A 19,670-nucleotide genomic window follows, 5' to 3' on the forward strand; every position below is an offset into this window, starting at 1 on the left:
CTCGCCAATCGGCGGAACCGGCAATGATGCAGCCGGACCGGCTGCACTGTCCGTGTTGCAAGAGTCGGCTCACGGCTATCGCGGCACCGTCCGCAAACGGTTTCCCAGGCGGCTCGCTTCGCTGCACCGGCTGCGATTGGGTCGGCCAGGTCAGGGATGGCATCGCTGATTTCGTCGGTGAGAGCGCCGTATCCGACACCGATCCGCATCAATTCAGCGGTGATGCATCTCATGATGATGTCGCCGCGGCTGAGCTGATCGAACGAATTCGTCTAGCCGCCGGCGATCGCTGGCCGGCAAGCCTGGGCGAGGTGCTGGAGCTTGGTTGCGGCAGCGGGCAGTTGACCCGCGCCTTTTTCCTTACGCTGAACAATGGGGTGCGCGGGCTGATCGTGGCCGACACCGAATTGGACAAGGTGCGTACCTGCCGCGATCGCCTTGTCGGGTTGGGCCTGGGGGCGGACGCGCCGGTGATGTTCGTCCGCCTTAGCGGCCAGGAGGATTCGATCCGCGACACGGTGGCCGACACGGTGGCCGGCACGGCGGTCCTGCCGCGCATCGGCGATGTGCGGGGTTTTCTGACGACGGTGCATCGCGTACTCAAACCGGGCGGGAGGGCTTTCTTCGTGGTGCCCAACCGCCGCTATCACCAGGCGCTGTGTCATGCCGTGGCGAATGCCCTTGTCCATCAGTATGCGCATCACGGCGCATGGTCGGGGCAGGGCGAAGGTGTCATGCACATGCTGGCACGCCTGCGGCGGCAACTGGTCCACCAGGGCGACCTGACCTTTCTAGCCGCGCTGCGGGATAAGCATCTGTTCGACAGCGACGGGCTGGAGGATCTGGCACGGGAAGTCGGTTTTGCCGACGTAAGCGTCATTCCAGTGGACCCGGACCCACTTGGGGGCGAAACAACCAAGCGTCTTTGCCATCACGCCGCGGTACCAGACGCGGTGGCAACCGAATTGGCTGCGCTGGTCGTCTCCGCCGGCGCACCCTATTTCAGCCTGCTGTCGCGCCAGGATGCATCCGCAGAGATGCTGGTGTGGCTGACCAAAGGTGTCGGGCCGCGCCCGTCGACCTTCAGCGCCTTGCCGGTCGCCCCAACCGTCGCTTTCGCAGGGCCGGAAGCCGCGTTGGGTGGTGCGCCACCGCGCTGGTCGATCGAACTGGCGGCGCGCGATACGGTCGATGGCGTTGCGGTCGCGATGGGCGGCTGGTGCCTGATGAACATTGATGTCGTCTGGGTTCGCCTCGGGCTGGATGACGTCACGCGTGAAGTCCCGGTTTGGCGACCTCGTCCGGACGTGCACGAGGTCCTGAACGCCAAGGGCCTATATCATCCGCTGAATGCACTGTGCTGCGGCCTGGATACCAACCTGCTGTTCGACGGCCTGCATCCGAAGGACAATCGATGCCTGCTCCACCTCGAGATCGTTCTGGCGAACGGCATGGTCGTGAAGGGACCGGTCCCGGACATGTTGGTGATGAATGAGAAGCTGATTGTAACTCAGTAGCATCGGATCCCGGCGTGGCCAGAAGGTCGGCGATCAGGCAGGGTCGAGGCATTGTTGATGGCGCGGCACGGGCTGTCGCATTCCTGCTGGTTCTGATCACCCTGGTGCCATCGCCGGCGGTCGCGGCATCCCCGAAGCAAGACGCGGCCCGTCGGGACCTGCGCGATTCGGAACGCCTGAGACGCGAGCAGGTCGCGGCTGGCAAGGATGCCGCCGCACGGGCGGACCGCGCCGCCGCGGACGCATTGCGGCTGTCGCAGGAGCGGGTGCAGGCAGCGGCGAAGCTGCAACAGGCGGACGCCGTGATGCAGGGGGTCACCAGCCGGATCGATGCGCTGGCGGTTCGGCAGCGGGAGGCCGAGCAGCGGGTGAAGGCAAACGCCGCCGCGATACAGCCCTTGTTGCCGCTGGTCGAGCGCCTTTCGCTTTATCCGGCGGAAACCCTCCTCGCGGTGCCAGGCTCGCCCGAATCGACGCTGCGCGGCCTGCTGGTCCTGAAGGGCCTGTCGCGACAGATCGAGCTTGAGACGGAGACCCTGCGACGAGATCAGGCCGATCTCGACGCCGCGACGGATGCGCTGCGGGCGGAGGCCCCCAGGCTGGCGCAAGCTCGGGCGGCGCAGGCGCATGAGGCGGAGGCGCTGGACCAGCAGATCGCGATGGCGCACGCCTCTCGTGCGAAAGCCGAAGCCGAGGCGAGCCTTGCGGCGAACCGGGCTGCTCTGGCGGCCGCACGGACGGATACGCTGCGCGCCGCGCTGACCGTATTGGAGGAGCAGCAGCGCGTTGAAGCGGCGAACGCTCAGGCGGAGGCAGAGCGTGCCGAACGGCAAAAGCGGCCCGAAGTGCCACAGGCTGCGCAGCGGCGGGAAGCAATGCTGGCCCGGATCGCGGGTGCGCCATCCATGGTCGGCGCGGCACCAATTGGTCAGCTTCAGCCGCCGGTCATTGGCGTGGTTGTGAAAAGATGGGGTGATCAGACGGATAGTGGGCCTGCCATCGGGATCTCCTATGATGCGCCACCCCATGCGCGAGTCATCTCCCCCTGCGGTGGCCACGTGGTCTTCGCGGATAGCTTCCGCAGCTATGGTCTGTTGCTGATCGTCGACTGCGGCGGCGGCTACCATGTGGTGCTGTCCGGTCTTGACCGACTGGACGTGAAGCTCGGCCAGAGCATCGTGACAGGGGAACCCGTCGGCGTGATGCCATCATGGGAGCCAGGTTCAACCGCGCCGCGCCCGGCGCTGTATGTCGAACTGCGGCACAATGGACAGCCGGTAAATCCGGCACTTTGGCTGAGGGCAGCGAGCTAGAGTGTGATCGCCTGAGGCTGACCAGTCAGAAGGCGTTGATCACGCGATCAAACCAGACCTGGACCATGATCGGACACTGGTAATGATGCAACCTCAAACAATCATGGTCTAGCGCACGGCCAGTCATGGGATAACCGCATTCATTGGCGGTCAATCCGCACGACGCCGATGCATCTCCACGCTGCCGCAACATGGCTTACCAAAACAACACTGGACGGGGACGGGGCAGCCGCGCGAAAAGATGATGCTGGCCATTTGCGCGATCGGATACGCCATTATCTGTTGTATGTAGGCTGGTCACGCGGCGGGATTGGTCCCGCTGCGTCGAGGGGAATAACGCATGAAATTCCGCGCGCGGCATTTGCGCTATGGTCTTTTGCTTGGAACCGCGTTCATGGCCGGCGTGGCGGCGGGCTCAGGTTTGGGCGTCTTGCATGAGGCGTTCGCCCAGGACAGCTCCCATACCGACATGTACCAGTTGCTGAATGTTTTTAGCGACGTCGTGCAGCGCGTGCGCGCCGAGTATGTCGATCCTGTCGATGATAAGGAGTTGATCGAGAATGCGATCAACGGCATGCTAACAGGACTCGACCCTCATAGCTCCTATATGAACGCGAAAGCGTTTAGGGACATGCAGGTCCAGACCAAGGGCGAGTTCGGCGGCCTGGGAATTGAGGTCAACGAGGATAAGGGCCTGATCAAGGTCGTCTCCCCTATCGATGATACGCCAGCAGCCAAAGGCGGCATTAAGCCGGGCGACATCATCACCGCACTGGATGGCAAGACGCTGATTGGCCTGTCGCTGAACGATGCGGTCGACAAGATGCGCGGGCCGCCGAATTCCAAGATCGTGCTGACGATCAAGCGGGACAAGGTTGACAAGCCGATCGAGATTTCGCTGGTCCGGGAAATAATCCATCTTCAGGTCGTCAAGTCGCGGATGGAGCCGGATGATATTGGCTACGTGCGGCTGTCGCAGTTCACCGAACAGGCCGATGCCGGCATCAAGCAGGCCGTGAAGGCGCTGAAACAGCAAAATGGCGGCAAGCTGCGCGGGTTGATCCTGGATCTGCGTAATGACCCGGGCGGCCTGCTGGATCAGGCCGTGTCGGTCTCTTCCGACTTTGTTGGGCAGGGTGAAATCGTCTCCACTCGTGCTCGGCATCCCGATGACAGCCAGCGGTGGGATGCCAAGGGCACCGATATTCTGGACGGTGCGCCGATGGTGGTGCTGATCAACGGCGGTTCCGCGTCGGCGTCCGAGATCGTATCGGGCGCTCTGCAGGATCATCGGCGCGCAATCCTTCTGGGAACCCGCAGCTTTGGCAAGGGTTCGGTGCAGACCGTGATCCCGCTGCCTGGCAACGGGGCGATGCGGCTGACCACCGCGCGCTACTACACGCCGTCCGGACGTTCCATCCAGGGACTGGGTATCACGCCGGACGTACGGGTACAGGAAACCCGCGACGAGCCCGCCAGTTTTGGCGGCGACCGGGAGTCCGACCTGAACCACGTGCTGAACAACCAGGGCGGCACGGGAGCCCAGGCGCTGCCGCCGCGAACCGATCTGCCGCTGGTCGCCAAGCAGATCCCCGACAAGCCGCCAGAGAATTTCCCCAAGTTCGACGCGTCGAAGCCCGACGAGACCGATTTCCAACTGCAGCAGGGGGTCATGCTGGTTAAAGCCATGGCGGCGCCGAAAAGCGCATCCGCCGACTGATCAAGCTCCTGGCAGGTGGCGCGCGTTTGTGGCCCAGGCGCGACCTTCTGTCCGGGTGGGCCGGGATCGGACGCTTCTGGCTCTTGGTTCTGGCTGTCGCGGGGATCAGCGCCGGGGTATTGCAGACGATCGGTCCCCCGGTGACGGCGCGGCAGACGGCATCAAATCCGCCACAGCCGCCGTCGGGCATCATGCCTGTCGTTCCAGTGCCGGCGGAAAAGCCGGCCCTGGTGACCGCGGATCGGGCACCGCAAGCAGCGACGAGACATCAGGCGGAAGCGCCAGGCCGCAGTGTACCCGGCCCCGTCGCCGACCCTGATCCGGCGCTGATGCAGCCTGACAATGCGGAGGAAAAGACGTTCTTGCCGCGGATCGCCGCGGACGGCAGAACACCGATGCACGAATACGCGGCCGGTTTCGATCCCACCAGCCGGCGGCCGCGCGTCGGTATCCTGGTTGCCGGCATTGGCATGAGCCAGGCGGACAGCCTGAGCGCCGTGCATCTTCTGCCGGGACCGGTAACGCTGGCGATCTCTCCCTATGCGACGAACACGGATCGGCTGCTGGCCATGGCGCGCCTGGCGGAGCATGAATACCTGTTGTCGATTGCCATGGAGCCACAGGGTTATCCGGTCAACGACCCGGATGACCGCCGCGCGCTGATGAGTTCCCTGCCATTGGCGGAGAACCTGACGCGTCTGCACTGGGCCTTGTCGCGCATTGCCGGATATGTCGGCGTGACCAATGCCCTGGGACCAATGCGCGGAGAGCGGCTGGCCGACATGGCGGATCAGTTCGGCGCGATGCTGAAGGATGTGGCCGCGCGCGGCCTGCTGTTCGTAGACGCCAGGCCAGGGCAGCCTGGCGGAAGACTGGCCTGGAACCGCTCGGTCGATCTGGTCATTGATGACCAACCGTTGGATCAAGCTACCTTGGATAGTCGATTGGAGACATTGAGCAAGATGGCAAAAGACAATGGTTCGGCACTGGGGCTGGTTTCGCTGCCCCGGCCGATGACCATGGCGCGTGTCGTCGCCTGGAGCAACACACTGGCCGACAAGGGACTGGTGCTGGCGCCTGTCAGCGCGCTGGTCCGGCCGCCGGCCGAGTCCGAACCGAGCCAATGAGCGAGCTTCCTTATCGGCCGAATGTCGGCGCGGTGCTGTTCAACCCGGCTGGTCTCGTCTTCGTCGCCAGACGCGCCAACATGCCGAACGCGGAGGGGCCGGCCGGCGGATGGCAGCTACCGCAGGGTGGTATCGACGAAGGCGAGGATCCCAGAACGGCAGTACTGCGTGAACTGGAGGAAGAGATCGGCACCCGCAAGGCGGAGGTGATTGGCGAGCATCCGGAATGGCTGACCTATGACCTGCCGCCGGACCTGCTTGGCATAGCTTGGCGCGGCCGGTATCGCGGCCAGCGGCAGCGTTGGTTCGCCATGCGGTTCACCGGACAGGATAGCGACATCCGACTGGACCTGGACCCGCATCCAGAATTTGATGCCTGGCGCTGGGTGACCTTGGCCGAATTGCCAGCGCTGGCGGTGCCGTTCAAGCGGTCGATCTATCAGGAGCTGGCGCGGTCTTTTGCACCGTTCGTGTCGTCTCCACGCGGTTGACGGATCGGACAACTTCGCCATGCTGCGGCATCGCTTGAACAAGAGGGGATGCCAGATGGGTGAGATGATTCAGTTGAAGGCCGCCGACGGCTTCACATTCTCGGCATATGTCGCCGGTCCGGCGAGCGCGACCAAGGGTGTGGTCGTGGTGCAGGAGATTTTCGGTGTCAACCACCACATCCGCGAAGTGGCCGACCGCTTCGCCGCACTGGGTTACGCGGTCGTCGCGCCGGGATTGTTCGACCGGGCATCGCCGGGCGTGGAACTTGGCTACACGCAGGCGGATGTCGACCAGGGCCGGGAACTGCGGATGAAGCTATCGGATGCCGACGTAATGAAGGACATCGAGGCGGCCGCGAACCATTTATCCGGCAAGACGCTGGGTATCGTTGGCTACTGCTTCGGTGGCACGGTCGCCTGGTGGGGAGCAACGCGGACCACGAAGTTCGCGGCATCCTCCTGCTGGTATGGCGGCGGCATTCCCGGCACGAAAGACGAGCAGGCAAACTGCCCCGTACAGATGCACTTCGGTGAGAAGGATGCGTCGATTCCGATGACCGACGTGGATGCGGTGCGCGCCGCGCAGCCGAAGGCCGAGGTGTTTGTCTACGAAGGCGCGCAGCACGGTTTCGGCTGCGACGAGCGGGGCAGCTACAGTGCGCCGGATTACGAACTGGCACAGCAGCGGACGGTCGATTTCTTCGCCAAGAACCTGGGATAGCCGGATCTGGCGATCTGGTCGCCCCTGTACCTCTGATAGGGGGCACGTTATCGCTTTGGCGCAGCGACTTTCACAAATGGGATGGCCGGCCTGCTGCGCCACCCGCCGGCTGACGGCGGCGATATTGCCTCCGTGGATGGGCTGGTTGCCGTCGCACGCCAGCCCACTACAGGCGAACTCGGGCTATGCTCCACGCGCCACATGTACGCGTTGAGACTAATTCCCATCGAGATGAAGTACCAAAACATCGGTTGAAACGCGATGCCGACGAACGCCCCGCTGGTCAGGAATACAGCCAGTCCGGCCTGCAGCGCATCCGAAAGTGCCACGACCCATCGCAGTTCCGGATCTTCACGTGCTCTTTTCGCCGCGCGATGAAGCCGAACGAATGTTACGCCAGCGAGTGCCAGGAACATCAGCAGACCAGGATAGCCCTGCTCGCCCAGGACCTCGAAATAGATACTATGGAAGGCTCTTCCGAACTCGGTAAATCCCGGTTCGTTATCAACGCCGGGGACTTCGATGTGATCGGTTAGATAGGCCTGGAAGCCGCCACCGAAAGGATGCTCCGCGACATAGCCCAGCGTCCATTTCCAGACCAGGATCCGGACATACGCGGAATTTTCGTTTTCGAAATGTCCGATTGTTTCAATTCGCGCATCCCAGGCACTGGATGTGGAATAGACGAGCAGGCATGCCCCTAGGCAGCCGACGACGCCTAAGCGAAGTTTGTGCCGGGACCGCATCCACATGTACGCGAACAGGACAACAAGTCCGATCAGCGCGCTACGTTCAAAAGTACCGATGGCCGTGACAACCGCCAGCCCGGCGATCGCCCAGTACGCCAACGGCATCAGCTTCAGGCGGGGCATGAGCTGACTGTGGCTGCCGAGGTAGATCGCCAGTGGCACGGCCATGAGGCCGACGGTTGACAGCAGGCCACCTTCCGCCAGACCGCTGTTGCCCGCCTGCAGTCCAAGGTTACTGCCGTAGCCGCCGCCCGAAATCAGCGTCTTCAAACCGAACGGTACGAAGTTGGCGGCGAGGGAGAAAACATAGGTTTGGGCGAATGCCTCGATCTGCACGCGGGACCGGATGACGTAGGGCAGAAAGGCAGCGAACATCACGGTCTTGAAAGCCCAGTCCCACTTCTCCCAGGCTGCATCAGGCACCGCCGCCCATATAATGGTCAGGGTAACCCAGATGCCCATCGCCACCTGAAGTATCGTCTCAAGGCTTAGGCGTGGCGGCGAACGTCGGTCGAGCAGGAGGTAAAGCCCAAATGCGGCCGCGCCCATGATCATTGCGACAGGCAATTGATTCAGTATGATGTAGGATATGGCCTGAGGCTGGAACGTATCCACCCACACATATCCAAGTGTGGCGACGAACGGCGCGTTGACGCCCAATCCCAGGAAAGACGTGTAGAGGAACAGCAGCCAGAGGCTACGAAGCATGTAACGGCGGTCCTGCCGAAATTAGACGCGCCGGCTCCAGACTCGATCGGCTTGTCTCTTGGCGCCGTCCTTGCTGGCAATGGTCTCGAACCACGGTTGAACGCGATCGAGTTGCACGGCACGAAGAATGACGAACAGCATCATCCCTGAACTGAAAAGAATTCCAGCTATATCAAGCATTCAAATCCCCTGAATGATGACGACAGCGCCATGCGAAACGATGGCTCGCTATACAGCCTCTCAGGCGATCATGTCACGAAATCTTGTTTGTCCTCCGGTTCACTCGCCTCGTGACTCAGGTATCCGCCAGCGCCTTCATGATTGCGTCCCGCGCCGCCCGGTCGCCCTCGGCATGCACCGGCTGAATTGCGACATGGGTGGCACCAGCGTCAAAATGGGCCCGCAGGCCGTCTTTCACCTTCTCCGCGCTGCCCCACAGCACCATCGCATCGATGAACCCATCGGATCCGCCGTCGGCCAGATCGGCTTCGGTAAATCCGATCTCAAGCCAGGAATTCCGATAATTATCCAATCCCATATACCGAGACAGTTCCGCTCGGCCGAGCGCGCGGGCACGTGCGGGATCGGTTTCAATGGTGACCTTCTGCTCGACCGCCAGCCATTTATCCGGCCCAAGGGCCTTCGCCGCCTTCGCCGTGTGTTTCGGCGTGGTGTTGTAGGGCAGCGCCCCGCGCGTCATCTCGGCTGACAGCTTCAGCATCAGCGGGCGCAGGGCGGCAAGGGCGATGGGCCAGCTTTCGGCGCCGGTCTCGCCCTTCATGATGCCGTTCAGGTAGGACCGCATGGCGGGGATGGGCTTTTCGTAGGTATGGCCGCGCAGGCCCTCCACCATCGGCACATGGCTCACGCCCAGGCCAAGAATGAAACGATCGCCGTACAGCGTGTTCAGGCTGATCATGCCGCGACGGGCGGTGAACGCGTCGCGGGCATAGATCGAGGTAATGGAACTGCCAAGTTTCAACGTTTTCGCCTGCGACAGCATGTAGCCGCCGACCGTGAACGACTCGTAGCCGCGGCTTTCCGGATACCACAGCGTGTCGTAGCCGAGGCCCTCCACGGTCTTGACGAAATCGGCGATGGCACCGGCACCACCTACTTTGTCGGCGGCGTACCAGATGCCCAGGCGACCGAGTTGCATGGTACTCTCCTGCTCAGATGATGTTGTCGGCGCGGAAACCGGCGATCTCGGCTTCGTTGTAGCCCAGTTCCGTCAGCACTTCCTCATTGTGCTGCCCGAACGTCGGCGGTGGCCGGTCGACGGCCGGTCCGTCATGCTCGAACTTGAACGCCGTGACGGGCACTGTGAAGGACCCACTGACGCCGGGGGAATTCTCATGCCGGTGCAGCACGTTGCGAGAGGCGATCTGGGGGTCGTCCAGCGCCTCATGCATCGGGCGCACGCGTGAGGCCGGTACGTGACGCTCCTGCAAGAAGATTTCCCACTCCGCGGCACCGCGGGTCAGCATGATCTCGGTCAGGATTTTCTCCTCACGGTCGTGATCGGCGTCGCGTTCGTCGTTGCTGCGCTTGATCATGTCCGCCCGTTCCAGCACGGTCCACAGCCGGTGCTGCTGCCGCAGGTTCGACGCACCCAGCATGACGATGCCGTCCGCGGTCCGGTAGGCCATGGAGGTGGCGTGGCCAGTGCGGTTGCCCGACGGTTTCGGGTGCTTGCCATTGCGAAGATAGCCGGTGACGTGGCTAGCCATCAGGATCATCGCAACGTCGAGCATCGCCATGTCGATGCGTTGGCCTGCGCCGGTGCGCTCTCGCTGAAACAGCGCGGCGGACAGGGCATAGGCGCCCATCGTGCCGGTCGCGTAATCAATGGCCGGCGCGCCGATCTTGACCGGGTTGACCTCCGGCGTGCCGGTCATGGCCATGATGCCGGAGGTGGACTGGATGACGTGATCGTAGGCCGTGCGCTGACGTTTGGGTCCGCCCTGTCCGAAAGCCGAGAACGAGGCATAGATCAGTCTGGGGTTGATCTTGCGCAGGTCCTCGTAGCCAAGGCCGAGCGCCTCGAACGCGCCAGGGCGGTAGTTTTCCACCAGCACGTCGGCGGTGGCGACAAGTTTCTTCAGGATGGCCCGACCGGTTTCAGTTTTCAGGTTCAGGGTGATGGCGCGCTTGTTGGACCCCTGGGTCAGAAAGCCGGTGCCCATCAGCGCGTGGTTCAGGTCATTGTCCGTGCCGGAGTCCCGGCTCTGATCGGGATCGTCCGGGTGCTCCACCTTGATGACATCGGCACCCATCAGGCCGAGCTGATAGGCGGCGAAGGGGCCGGCGAGGACATGGGTGATGTCGATGATGCGAATGCCTTCGAAGGGGCGGGCCATCGTGTCCTCCTGCGTTTGTCGATTGGCAGGGTGCGTCGTTGGCTGGATGGCGTCAACACGAGTGGGTGTTCGGCTAATCCCTTACCTCCGCTGCATGGGACAGCGAACTTGGGGCAAGATACGCATTCGTCCGGTTTCGCCGGGTTCATTACTACAAAGCACACACCCTGCATCCTGGGCCTCACGCGACGGCCTGACTGCCGGCCTTCAGAACCGCCAGGATCGCGTCGCCTTTCGGCGATCCCAGGCCAGTGACCGGGTCCCATCCGACGCTGCAACGAAAACCATTGTTGTTGCCGGTGATGATGTCGGTCATTGCGTCGGGGCGCGCATACAACGCGGGATTGACGAAGCCCACGTTCGTCTTGAGCGACTGGTTGATCAAAGCGATCAGCCCGGCCCATAGCGGCGCCACCGCACTGGTGCCCCCGACGACCGTGTCCTGCCCATTGATGGTAACGTTGTATCCGGTCACCGGGTCGGCATCGCCCGCCACGTCCGGCACGCCACGGCCAGGCTGGCTGTTGCCGCTCTGCCAGTCTGGCCGGTTGAAGTGCGTGCTGTAGCCGCCGCCGGTGGCGCCGCCTTGCGTGCCGTCATTCCACGCGGTTTCGGCCCCCTGGCGCGGCAACCGCGTGCCGCCGCAGCCAAGAACATGCGGACTGGACGCGGGGAAATCCACCGTCAGCGTACCTTGCGGACCACCGTCCGAGGCGCCGCTATCCCCGGATGCAGCACAGATCGTGATACCAAGGCTGGCGGCGGTCTGAAAGAGCTGGTCCATGGCGTCTACGTCCTGCCCCGCCCAGCCAGTTTCCGGGCCACCCCAGCTAATCGAGATCACCGAGGGCGTGCGCTGCGTATCGTGCACCGCTGCCGCAATGGCATCCAGAAACCCGCTGCCGGCATTGCTGCCGAAGTAGACGGCTATGTTGGCCGATGGCGCGATCGAACCTGCCACCTCGATGTCCAGTTGCACCTCGCCATCCGGCCCGCCGGGATCACTCGGCGGCTGGTTCTGTACGCCGCCGACGGGCACGGCTTCCAATGTGCCGAGCCGCTTGATGTTCTTTGCCGTGAAGTAGTCTGACATCCGCGCGGGATCATAGCCGCCGCCAAGCTCGATCAGCGCGATTGTCTGGTTGGCGCCGGTCAGATCGGCCGGAAAGCCGTAACGCGTGGCGATATCGGCCGGATTGTAGGACACCTTGGCAGGTGTGGTAAGCGGGCGAATGCGGAAATGCGGCCAGGCGATTGGGCGCTGGTCGAACCCCATCACGGCAACCACATTCTCGGCCAGGTGCGCCGGCACGGCCAGGTAGCCGCTGCGCGCGATGAAATCCTGTGCGTTGACGCGGTAGACACCCACTCCCTCCGGTTCGAATGCGCTCTGCGCCTGGGCGTAGGTGCCGGAGAGCCTGACCAGATGCGTTGCCGCATCGGCGTGCTCCACCTGCAATCCGTGGCTTCGGACGTACTCGACAAGATCGTCGACCACCGCCTGACGCGTTCCGTGACGCCTGCCGTAATCCTCACGGCTCATGATCGGGCGCATCGTGTCGATCGACGCATGCGGCTTCAAGACGATGGTCAACTGGATCGGCGTTCCGCCGGGGACATCGCCGACCCGGTCGGCAGTGAGTTCGGCCTGGAAGCTGCGGGCAAATTTCTGCAGATGATGGTTTACCACGAGGGCGTGCTCCTCTGTATTTTTTTCATGTTTGGCACTTAACGGCGACGGCAGGTCTGACCGCCAAGCAAACAAGCGGCGACCCCGCAGGCCGATGCCGTAAATCAGCTTCCAGTGGGTGAAGCGGCCGAATCTTTTGCTTCCTGTGTTGACCGCTGCAATGAACGGACGCGCGCCATGGCGGCGTGATCCGCGGTCGTGACGTCATAAAGATGCACGAGATCCGCTTTCAGCGCGGTCCGTGAGGCACCGTCCAGGTAGATCATGTGCCCGGAAGGATAACATCTGATCGTCAGGTTTTGGCGAATGGTCTGGTTGACGAGCGGCATTGCCTGCAGGTCCAGGATGGTCTGGTGGAACGGCGTCACGGAGTCGTAGTAACCATTCGCCGACAGTACCTTCAGATCGATATTCAAGCTCATCGTCGCCGCTAGATCACCCGCGGTGTAGAGAATGACGTTGCCTTTATCATCAATCCCCTTCTGCGCACCGGTCGGGTCAACATGGTGGAAGTCCCAGTTCGCGAATGCCTGGTCATTCAGATCAGTGAAGGACGAGGTCGAGGTAAACCGCAGATCCTCATTGAGGTAGGTATTCCACATGACGGTATAGGCACCGTTCACCGCCGTCATGGTCGGATCGTTGCCGCCCGATTTCGGATCGATTTGTTCGGCAATTCCGGTGTCCACAGCCGTGGCACGACCATCATAGGAGCCTAGAGCGAGTCCCTTCTCCTTCAGCAGCGTCACGAGAAAAAGCGACGTGCCAAGATCGTTTGCCGCTGCGACGTTGAGGTTCCACGTCAGCAGCGTCTGCGGATCAATGCCGATCCGATCGCTGATCTGGCGCACCGTGTCGGCGTTTGGGTGCGGCATCTGCCGCAGCGCAGCGGCGTAATCCGTATCAGCGAAACGCATGACCTGATCCGCGAACGAAGCTAGATCCGCGGGCATTGGCTGGACCGTGACCTTGCCGTGATACCAGGCATCGGCGGCGCAGGTCGGAAGCAGTCCAACCGGATTGCCCGCCTGGGCATAGTCGAGAATGGACGATTGGATGGTCACGCCATTTAGGTCGACGCCGTCCTCGTGCAACATATAGGACAGCACGGCCGTGCGCGCCGTTCCATAGGATTCTCCAAATAGGAACTTGGGGGAGTTCCAGCGGTCGTTCGCCGTCAGATAGCGCTTGATGAACTGCTTGAGCGACGTCGCATCCTGGTCGGTACCCCAGAAGTCCTTGTTGACTTTCGGGGCGATTGCCGCCGAATACCCGGTGCCGACAGGATTGATGAAAACAAGGTCGCTGCGATCCATCAGGCTGTCGGTATTGGTCTCGATTTCATACGGTGCGGGCGGCGTGAAGCTGGGCAGCGATGTCTTCAGCCGCATCGGCGCAAACGATCCCAGTAGAACATAAACCGAGGATGATCCTGGGCCACCGTTATAGAAGAATGTCACCGGGCGCGTTGTGGGCTCAGCCCCGTCCTTGGTGAACGCGACATAGAAGATCTTCGCGTCTGGCTTCGAGCTGCTAGGGTCTACCGTGACAAGGTGGCCTGCCTTGGCAGTGAATTGAATGAGCGTGCCGCCAAGCTCGATCGAATGATGCGTGGTCGCGGCGTTTTCAGTTGCGTCTGTAACTGAATCGTGCGGTCCGTTGCCGTACGCAACCGGATCGTCAAACGGTTCGTCCCTTTCAGCGGCTCGCACGGGTTGTTTCCGGGGATCGAGCGGCGGTTTCATATTTGCTTGCAACGACACCTGGCCCTCCGTTCACGAACACTACGAAGCTCGGTCCTGGCGTAACGCCGCAATGGCTTGTCGGTTCTTCACTTGGTGAGCGAGCGCGTGATTACCTGAAGCTGTCCGGTAAGGCGACGTTGAGCACGCGATCGAACATGGCGTCACCTATGATCGAGCGCTCGACCCGAAGCAGTCTCAAACGATCATGGCCTAACGCCGCACGACTGGCGATGGAATGCTCTCGATTATGACGTTCACCACCGACGGCTTGCCGCTGGCCAGGGACCGTTCGATCGCGCCGCGCAGGTCCGCCGCGGCTTCCACCAGTTCACCATGGCCGCCGAGGGCAGTGGCGACAAGATCATACCGTGTCGGGTTCAGCTCGCAGCCATGGGCGCGGTTCGGGCCATAGTCGCGCACTTGCAGATTATATTCGGCGTTCCAGCGCGAGTCGGTGCCGACGATCGCCACATAGGGCAGCTCCAGCCGCACCGCCGTTTCGATTTCCGACATGTGAAAACCGAACGTCCCATCGCCCAGCACCGCGAACACGGGCGCGGTCCTTTCGACAACCCGCGCGCCGCCGGCCATCGGCAGCGACGAGCCGATGGACCCCGCCACACCATTGATCATGCGGCGGTCGTTGCGCAGCAGGCTCTGGCCCCACTGCGCGAATTCGCCGCCATCACAGATCAGGACACTGTCCGGCTCGCGTTCGATGAACGGTTGCAGGGTCCGGAAGACCTCCGCCGGATGGAGTCTTCCGGGCGTGCGGGAAACCAGCTCCAACCATGTCGAGGGTCGGTCATCGAAGCAGGCGCGGGCGTCGGCCAGCCAGGCGCGATCGCCCATGAACCGGTCGGCACCACGACCCAGCAGCGCCTCGCCAGCCGGGTAGGTATCGGCAATGCAGCCAAGGCTCAGCAACCGGCCCTTGAAGCGCGCGGCACGATCCAGGATCGCGCCGTCGGGGTCGATCGCGATGAAGCGGCAATCGGACGCGAAGGGCGCGTCACCAAACTTCAGGGTGAAATCCAGCGCCTTGCCCAGCAGCAGCACCATGTCGGTCCGCCGTGCCACCTCGGCATAGGCGCCAAGGCTGGCATCATTGAAGCCACGCGGGCCTTCGCTCAGGCAGGCCGGAATGCCGAGTGTTGCCTCGATCCGGCGCAGCAGATTACGGCCGGCGCGAGTCGCCAGGACCGGCGCACCAATAATCAGCGGCCGCTTCGCGCCTGCCAGCAGATTGAGGACGGTATCAACCACCGCGTCGTGCAATGGCACGGGCGGCGCGGTGAAATCCGCATCCATCGGCCAGAGGACAGCGTCCGCGGCAACCGTCGCGTCCAGCACGTCGGAAGGCAGGCTGAGGTGCACCGGCCCAGGTCGGCCGGCGGTGGCGGTGCGGATCGCATGAGCAACATCCAACCCGACACGAGCGGTATCGGTCGCCATCCACGATGCCTTGGTGACCGGCGCGGCCATCTCAACCTGTCGCAGTTCCTGGAAGCCACCGCGTCCCAACTGGTCAGTCTCGGTATGGCCGGACAGCAGGACCAACGGGGTTTCCTGGCCCAGCGCAGTGAACAGGGCGCCCACTGCATTGGCATGGCCGGGCCCGCCGGTAACCCAGGCAATGCCAGGCCGCCCGGTCAGCCGTCCGTAGGCATCCGCCATATGAACGGTCGCGGCTTCATGCCGCACGTGCATCAGGTTGAGAGACGTCTCGATCGCGGCATCGAACAGCGACATGATGTGGTTGCCGGACAGTGTGAAAATGTCCGTCAGGCCGGCGCGTTCCAAGGTGCGCACCACGATGTCGGCGCCGCGGAGTGTCGATGGCATGGGATGCTGGTCCTCGGGCACTGGTGTCCTGCCCCCAAAGTTCGTCATATCTTATGACGGACGTAGGGGATCAGCAGGCCACTGAAAACAAGTTTGCGATGAAGGTGCCTTTTTGGCTTCGGGCAAGCCCGGTTCCTCATGGCAGGAGAAGATCCACCATTCACACCTCGCGGCGCTGATGGCACCATGGGCATGGATGGTGTGCCTTCGCGCACCATGACGGTAGCGGCTAAAAGATCAGACCGGATCCCACGCGTAAACGTCGCGCGTGCGCTCCAGCGGCGTGAAGTTGTTCTTGACCGCCGGCAGCCAATGTTCGGCCAGCTTCTCCGGCGTCCAGCCGTCCGGACGGGCCATGATCCGGATCGGGCGCGGCTGGTTGTATAAATAAACCTCGTTGCCGCGCACACCGAAGATCTGGCCGGAAACCCCGGCCGCCGCGTCGGTGCCAAGGAATGCGATCAACTGCGCGATGTGGTCCGGACGAGTCTTCGACGCGCGCGCCTGAAGCTGCTCCTCGGTCTGGCCCGGCACTGTCTCGATCATGCGGCTGAACGCGTGCGGCCCGATGCAGTTGGATCGGATGTTGTACCGTTGCATATCCATGGCAATGCAGCGGGACAGCCCGGCGATTCCCAGCTTCGCGGCACCGTAATTCACCTGTCCGACGCTGCCGATCAGGCCGGACGTCGAGGTCATGTGCACGTAGCACCCGCTCTCCTGCTTGCGGAAGTGCGGCACGGCAGCGCGTGACACGTAGAAGGCGCCATAGAGATGCACCTTCATCACCGCGTCGAATTCCTCGATCGACATGTAGTGGAACATGCGGTCCCGCAGGATGCCGGCGTTGTTCACCACCATGTCGATGCGGCCGAAGTTGTCGATCGCATCCTGCACCATTTTCTGGGCATCTTCCCAGCTCGCGACGCTGCCGCCGTTGGCGACGGCGCGTCCGGAACCATTCGCCTGGGTGATCTCCGCCACCACGCGCTGTGCCGGGCCGGCATCCTGGCCCTCCCCCGTCACCGTGGCGCCGATGTCGTTCACCACCACCTTGGCGCCATTCGCCGCCAGCGCCAGCGCGGTCGCGCGGCCGATGCCATTGCCGGCGCCGGTGACGACAGCGACCTTTCCGTCCAACATACCCATTGCGTTTCCTCCTTCGTGCAGGGTCGACGCAGCATGCGACAGAGCGTGATCCGTGTCACGCCACCGGGCCGCGCCACGCCAAGCCGCTCAACAACCAGTCATGGATGTCGCATCCGTCGTCATGGCTGCGCGTGCGCAATCCTCACAGCTGGTCACCTTGGCTGCGTTTCCGAGCAAGGCGTTCAAATGCCTGGCACGGTGGATGCGGAAATTTTCGATGATAATATAGGCTTTACAGGGTGATAAATTGAACATTTGATGGTTCTTTCAGCTAGTTGCTGATTTTAGCGGCAATTTGAGAAGCAGGCGGCGCGTGCTGCATTGCAGCGTATCCGGCTCAAGGCTATGTTCGGCCTGACGAGTTCAGTTCCGGAACCAAATCAAGGACGCAGCCGCATGACGCCACGCGACCATCCGCCGGAATGAAAGAGCCTGTCGCGGAGGATCGCGATCCGACTCGTCGCTGATACGACTTTATCACTTCCTGAACTGGAGCGTTTGTGATGCAGCTTGGTGTCTTCATTCCGATCGGGAACAACGGCTGGCTGATTTCGACCACGTCGCCGCAATACAAGCCCAGCTACGACCTGAACAAGGCGATTGTCGACAAGGCCGAGCAGTTCGGCTTCGATTTTGCCTTGTCGATGATCAAGCTGCACGGCTTCGGCGGTCCGTCCGGGTTCTGGGACTACAACCTGGAATCCTTCACGTTGATGGCTGGCCTCGCCGCGACGACAACGAAGATCAAGCTGTTCGCCACCTGCGCGGTCCTGACCATGCCGCCGCCGATCGCGGCGCGGATGGCGGTGACCATCGACAGCATCTCGCACGGCCGGTTCGGAGTGAACATCATCTCTGGCTGGCAGCGGCGTGAATACACCCAGATGGGCATCTGGCCGGGCGCGGAGCACTACAAGCGCCGCTACGAATACTGCGCCGAGTATGTGACCGTAATGAACGAACTGTGGGCGACCGGCCGTTCGGACTTCAAGGGCGATTTCTTCCAGATGGACGACTGCCGCTGCCTGCCGACGCCGACGGCGGCGAAGATCCCCATCATCTGCGCCGCCCAGAGTGACGCTGGCACGAAGTTCGCCGCCCAGTACGCGGATTACAATTTCTGCGCCGCCTTCGGCTACAACGCACCGACCTCGGTGGCACCCAGCGTCGCCCGCCTGGTGACGGCGACGCAACAGACCGGCCGCGATTGCGGTGCGCTGATCCTGATCATGATCATCGCCGACGAAACCGATGCAGCCGCCGAGGCCAAGTGGGAGCACTACAAGGCCGGCACCGACCTGGAAGCGCTGGCCTACCGCGATGAGCAGGCGCAGGACGACCCGAGCACCGACATCTACGCCCAGCCCAACCGGCGCCGTATCATGGGCACCGACAAGCTGCCGACGAACCAGGGCGTGCTGGTCGGCTCCTACGCCACCGTCGCGCGCATGCTCGACGAATTGTCCGAAGTGCCCGGGGTGCGCGGGGTGATGATGACGTTCGACGATTTCATCATCGGCATGGAGCAGTTCGGCACCCGCATCATGCCGCTGATGCGGTGCAAGAACGCGATCAAGCAAGCCGCATGAGCAGTGCCGGGGAAAGTTCGCTTGTCTCGTCCAGCTTGAATGACCGGTCGATCGCCGTATCGCGAACGCGGCGATCGACCCGGATGCCACCCTGGCTGGTGTCGTGGATCCAGGTCAGCCCGCTTGCCCTGATCCTGGTGCTGCTGTTCGCGCTGCCCACCATTCTGTTCCTGATCGTCAGCTTCTACGATTATGACCGGACCGGCATCTATCCAGCATTCATCTTCGACAATTATCGTGAACTGCTGACGACGCCAGCAACGTGGCGGGTCTATGTCAGCTCGCTCCGGTTCGCTTTCATCGTCTGGGCAATCACCCTCTTCCTGGGCTTCAACATTTCCTACTTTCTGATCTTTCATGTGCGAAACCCGATCACTCGCACGGTTTTCTTCCTGCTGTGCGCGATCCCCTTCTGGACGTCGGGCATCATTCGCACCATCGCCTGGATTCCTTTTCTTGGTCGAAACGGCGCCTTCAACCAGATTCTGATGGACCTGGGACTGACCTCGCAGCCATTGACCTTCCTGCTGTTTTCCGACTTCGCGGTGATCATCACCTATGTGCATCTGTTCACCCTGCTGATGATAGGCCCGATCGCCAACTCGCTGTCGAAGATTGATCCGGCGTTGATGGAGGCGGCCCGGGACGCCGGCGCCAGCCGCTGGCGGACCATGACCAATGTCGTGATCCCGCTGTCGAAGACCGGCATCACGCTGGGCTCCATCCTGGTCTTCACCCAGGTAATGGGGGACTACTTCGTGGTGCGGCAAATGAGCGGCGGACAAAGCGCCTCGATCGTGTCGATGCTGTCCACCGAGATCCAGGCCATGCAGTATCCGCCGGCGTCGGCCAACGCGATGGTGCTGGTGGTCTTCGTCGCCTGTCTGGTCGCCATGATGATGCGGGTCGTCGATGTCCGCAAGGAACTGGTGAAGTAGGAGGCAAT

At 62.5% G+C, this 19,670-nt stretch carries 15 protein-coding genes; 8 read left to right on the top strand and 7 right to left on the bottom strand.

Annotated elements, in window-relative coordinates:
• Nucleotides 1–23 precede the first annotated feature (23 nt).
• The 6 genes from ACQY4S_RS21620 (at nucleotide 24) to ACQY4S_RS21645 (ending at nucleotide 6,889) form a co-directional block, all read left to right on the top strand.
• Nucleotides 24–1,517, top strand: a complete 1,494-nt coding sequence (locus tag ACQY4S_RS21620) for a class I SAM-dependent methyltransferase (protein WP_428487264.1) — start codon at nucleotides 24–26, stop codon at nucleotides 1,515–1,517.
• Between the two features lie 14 nt (nucleotides 1,518–1,531).
• Nucleotides 1,532–2,830, top strand: coding sequence for a murein hydrolase activator EnvC family protein (locus ACQY4S_RS21625; protein ID WP_428487265.1), 1,299 nt, complete (start codon nucleotides 1,532–1,534; stop codon nucleotides 2,828–2,830).
• Nucleotides 2,831–3,170: 340 nt separating this feature from the next.
• Complete coding sequence (locus ACQY4S_RS21630) at nucleotides 3,171–4,550, top strand: S41 family peptidase (RefSeq protein WP_428487266.1); 1,380 nt, start codon at nucleotides 3,171–3,173, stop codon at nucleotides 4,548–4,550.
• A gap of 83 nt (nucleotides 4,551–4,633) precedes the next feature.
• On the top strand, nucleotides 4,634–5,677 hold the full coding sequence (locus tag ACQY4S_RS21635; protein ID WP_428487267.1) for a divergent polysaccharide deacetylase family protein: 1,044 nt from the start codon (nucleotides 4,634–4,636) through the stop codon (nucleotides 5,675–5,677).
• Complete coding sequence (locus ACQY4S_RS21640; RefSeq protein WP_428487268.1) at nucleotides 5,674–6,168, top strand: RNA pyrophosphohydrolase; 495 nt, start codon at nucleotides 5,674–5,676, stop codon at nucleotides 6,166–6,168. The genes ACQY4S_RS21635 and ACQY4S_RS21640 overlap by 4 nt, the downstream gene beginning before the upstream one ends.
• A gap of 55 nt (nucleotides 6,169–6,223) precedes the next feature.
• Complete coding sequence (locus tag ACQY4S_RS21645) at nucleotides 6,224–6,889, top strand: dienelactone hydrolase family protein (protein WP_428487269.1); 666 nt, start codon at nucleotides 6,224–6,226, stop codon at nucleotides 6,887–6,889.
• Between the two features lie 47 nt (nucleotides 6,890–6,936).
• Here ACQY4S_RS21645 and ACQY4S_RS21650 read toward each other — a convergent pair whose 3' ends face one another.
• The 7 genes from ACQY4S_RS21650 to ACQY4S_RS21680 all read right to left on the bottom strand — a co-directional run bounded on the left by ACQY4S_RS21650 (nucleotide 6,937) and on the right by ACQY4S_RS21680 (nucleotide 17,135).
• Nucleotides 6,937–8,346 (bottom strand): putative O-glycosylation ligase, exosortase A system-associated, encoded by a 1,410-nt coding sequence (locus ACQY4S_RS21650; RefSeq protein ID WP_428487270.1) that lies wholly within the window; start codon nucleotides 8,344–8,346, stop codon nucleotides 6,937–6,939.
• 295 nt (nucleotides 8,347–8,641) lie between these two features.
• Nucleotides 8,642–9,505: a TIGR03620 family F420-dependent LLM class oxidoreductase gene (locus ACQY4S_RS21655; RefSeq protein WP_428487271.1), complete on the bottom strand. Its 864-nt coding sequence runs from the start codon at nucleotides 9,503–9,505 to the stop codon at nucleotides 8,642–8,644.
• Nucleotides 9,506–9,518: 13 nt separating this feature from the next.
• Nucleotides 9,519–10,706, bottom strand: a complete 1,188-nt coding sequence (locus ACQY4S_RS21660) for a CaiB/BaiF CoA transferase family protein (protein WP_428487272.1) — start codon at nucleotides 10,704–10,706, stop codon at nucleotides 9,519–9,521.
• A 181-nt stretch (nucleotides 10,707–10,887) separates the two neighbouring features.
• The gene (locus ACQY4S_RS21665) at nucleotides 10,888–12,396 is read right to left on the bottom strand and encodes a S53 family peptidase (RefSeq protein WP_428487273.1); all 1,509 of its coding nucleotides are present in this window, start codon (nucleotides 12,394–12,396) and stop codon (nucleotides 10,888–10,890) included.
• A gap of 104 nt (nucleotides 12,397–12,500) precedes the next feature.
• Nucleotides 12,501–14,141: a S10 family peptidase gene (locus tag ACQY4S_RS21670; RefSeq protein ID WP_428487274.1), complete on the bottom strand. Its 1,641-nt coding sequence runs from the start codon at nucleotides 14,139–14,141 to the stop codon at nucleotides 12,501–12,503.
• Nucleotides 14,142–14,351: 210 nt separating this feature from the next.
• Nucleotides 14,352–15,986: a thiamine pyrophosphate-binding protein gene (locus ACQY4S_RS21675; protein ID WP_428487275.1), complete on the bottom strand. Its 1,635-nt coding sequence runs from the start codon at nucleotides 15,984–15,986 to the stop codon at nucleotides 14,352–14,354.
• A gap of 237 nt (nucleotides 15,987–16,223) precedes the next feature.
• Entirely contained in the window at nucleotides 16,224–17,135 is a 912-nt protein-coding gene (locus tag ACQY4S_RS21680) for an SDR family NAD(P)-dependent oxidoreductase (protein WP_428487276.1), read from the bottom strand.
• Nucleotides 17,136–17,638: 503 nt separating this feature from the next.
• On the opposite strand from ACQY4S_RS21680, the gene rutA reads away from it, so the two are divergent.
• Together rutA and ACQY4S_RS21690 are read left to right on the top strand one after the other, a co-directional pair.
• Nucleotides 17,639–18,724: a pyrimidine utilization protein A gene (gene rutA / locus ACQY4S_RS21685; protein WP_428487277.1), complete on the top strand. Its 1,086-nt coding sequence runs from the start codon at nucleotides 17,639–17,641 to the stop codon at nucleotides 18,722–18,724.
• Nucleotides 18,725–18,807: 83 nt separating this feature from the next.
• A complete protein-coding gene (locus ACQY4S_RS21690; RefSeq protein ID WP_428487278.1) occupies nucleotides 18,808–19,662 on the top strand; it encodes an ABC transporter permease in 855 nt (284 codons plus the stop codon).
• The last annotated feature ends 8 nt before the right edge of the window (nucleotides 19,663–19,670 follow it).

This window comes from Rhodopila sp., from assembly GCF_965276935.1.
Classification (GTDB): Bacteria; Pseudomonadota; Alphaproteobacteria; order Acetobacterales; family Acetobacteraceae; genus Rhodopila.